Raw genomic sequence first — 2,365 nt, forward strand, 5'->3', positions numbered from 1 at the left:
CGTGCCGAGCCCGAGCGCCTGCTCCCTGGCCGCGGGCAGGGGGTCGATCGCGATCACCGGCGCCGCGCCGACGAGCCGCAGCAGCTGTACGGCGTGCGCGCCCAGCCCGCCGACGCCCCAGACCGCCGCCGCCTCGCCGGGCCGCACGGCCGCCGTGACCGTGATGGCCGCCCAGGGCGTGGAGACGGCGTCGGGGATGACGCACGCCTGCTCGAACGGCAGGCTGTCGGGGATCGGCACCAACGTGCGGGCCGTGGCCAGCGCGTACTGCGCGTAACCGCCGTCGTAGTCGACGCCGCGGGTGTAGACGGTGCCGAACCGGTCGGTCTCGCCGGCCTGCAGCACGACCCGGTCGCCCGCCGCCCAGTCGGCCACGCCCGGACCGAGAGCGTCCACGACCCCGGCCACCTCGTGACCGAGCGTCACCGTCTCGCCCTTCAACAGGCTTGGCGTGAGAGTGCCGTCGGCGAGGTGCACGTCGGACAGGCACACCCCCGCCGCGCGCACCTCGACCCGCACCTGCCCCGGGCCCGGCTCCGGCACGGGCACCTCCTCCATGCGCACCTCGCGGGAGGGGATGTGCAGCCGGGCTGCGAGCATCTCGGCCATGGTCACCTGCTTCCAGCTCGTAGAGGTCAGGACTGAGGGGTCAGGACTGAGGAGTCAGGACTGAGGGGTCAGGACGCGCACTCCCGGGCGCCCTCCCGCAGACCCAGCCGGCTCTCGTACACGGCCACCTTCTCGGTGATCAGCTTGAGGCACTCGTCGAGCTCGTGCATCTGCTCGAGCACCCGTTCCCGGTGCGCGCGCAGCACCTCCAGCCGTGCCACCTCGTTGCCCTGACCCGCCCTGACCAGCTCGGTGTAGCGCCGGATGTCGGTCAAGGGCATGCCGGAGGCCCGCAGCCGGATGCACACGCCCAGCCAGCCGATGTCGTCCTCGTCGTAGACCCGGTGCCCGGCGGCGCCCCGTCGCACCGGATGGGCCAGCAGCCCCTCCCGCTCGTAGAAGCGGAGGGTGTGGACGCTCAGCCCCGTGCGTTCGGCGACCTGGCCGATGCTCAACCCTGACATGCGGCCAGTTTGACTTAGAGTCGGCTCTAGATTCTACGGTTCCGAGGCATGAGATATCGCATCCTTGGCGGCACCGGCATCGAGGTCAGCACCTTCTGTCTCGGCACGATGATGTTCGGCGCGGCCGGCAACCCCGACCACGACGACAGCATCCGCATCATCCACACCGCCCTCGACCACGGGATCAACTTCGTCGACACCGCTGACATGTACTCGGCGGGCGAGTCCGAGGAGATCGTGGGCAAGGCGTTGCAGGGGCGGCGGGACGAGGTGGTGCTGGCCACGAAGGTGCACTTCCCGATGGGGGAGGGGCCCAACAGGGGCGGCAACTCGCGGCGCTGGATCGTGCGCGAGGTCGAGGCCAGCCTCAAGCGGCTGCGTACGGACTGGATCGACCTCTACCAGATCCACCGGTTCGATCACCGGACCGACATCGAGGAGACCCTCTCCGCGCTGACCGATCTGGTGCGGCAGGGCAAGATCCGCGCCTTCGGCAGCTCGGCCTTTCCCGCGCACGAGACGGTGGAGGCGTACCACGTGGCCAGGCAGCGCGGCCTGTACCGGTTCCGCACCGAGCAGCCGCCGTACAACATCCTGGCCCGCGGCATCGAGGGCGACGTGCTGCCCACGGCGCGGCGGCTCGGCATGGGCGTGCTCACCTACAGCCCGCTGGGCTGGGGTTTCCTGACCGGCCGCTACCGCAAGGGGCAGGAGATCGACCTGACGCGGGGCCGCGCCGCGCGTGCGCCGGAGCGCTTCGACCCGTCCATCCCGGTGAACGCGGCCAAGCTGGAGGTCGTCGAGGAGCTGGTGAAGCTGGCGGACGAGCTCGGCCGCACGCTGCCGGAGCTGGCCATCGCCTTCGTCGCGGCACACCCGGCGGTCACCTCGGTCATCCTCGGCCCGCGCACGAAGGAGCAGTTGGAGGGCCTGCTGAAGGGCGCCTCACTCGTGCTGGACGACGCCGTGCTCGACCGGATCGACGAGATCGTGCCGCCCGGCACCGACGTCTACCACCCGGTCGGCCTCTGGCAGCCCGCACCGCTGGCCGACCCGCACCTGCGCCGCCGCCCGGTCGGCGACCGCGCCGCGAGCTGAACCCGGATTTTGGTGATGCCGATCACACATAAGTCATCTGCGTCATTCTACGCAGAACGCCCACCCCGGTGATCCGTACCTTCTACTCGCGGCCACAAAGTGCCGCGAATGACGGGTGGAAGGAAACACGATGAACAAGTCTCAGAGCCTGAGCAAGGGGCGAGCGGCGCGGCTGCGCGTAGCCCGGTCGGCGG

3 protein-coding genes are annotated in these 2,365 nt (G+C 70.7%); 1 reads left to right on the top strand and 2 read right to left on the bottom strand.

Translation table 11 applies throughout. The annotated features are described in order from the left end of the window. On the bottom strand, window positions 1-609 hold a 609-nt coding region (locus ABFX54_RS56335; protein WP_346115561.1), incomplete at its 3' end, for an alcohol dehydrogenase catalytic domain-containing protein. A gap of 68 nt (window positions 610-677) precedes the next feature. Beyond that, window positions 678-1,073: a MerR family transcriptional regulator gene (locus tag ABFX54_RS56340; protein WP_346115562.1), complete on the bottom strand. Its 396-nt coding sequence runs from the start codon at window positions 1,071-1,073 to the stop codon at window positions 678-680. Between the two features lie 48 nt (window positions 1,074-1,121). Between ABFX54_RS56340 and ABFX54_RS56345 the strand changes: the two genes are divergently transcribed. Continuing rightward, window positions 1,122-2,171 (top strand): aldo/keto reductase, encoded by a 1,050-nt coding sequence (locus ABFX54_RS56345; RefSeq protein ID WP_346115563.1) that lies wholly within the window; start codon window positions 1,122-1,124, stop codon window positions 2,169-2,171. The last annotated feature ends 194 nt before the right edge of the window (window positions 2,172-2,365 follow it).

Origin of the sequence: Nonomuraea maheshkhaliensis, from assembly GCF_039529435.1 — a bacterium.
GTDB classification, from domain to species: Bacteria; Actinomycetota; Actinomycetes; order Streptosporangiales; family Streptosporangiaceae; genus Nonomuraea; species Nonomuraea maheshkhaliensis.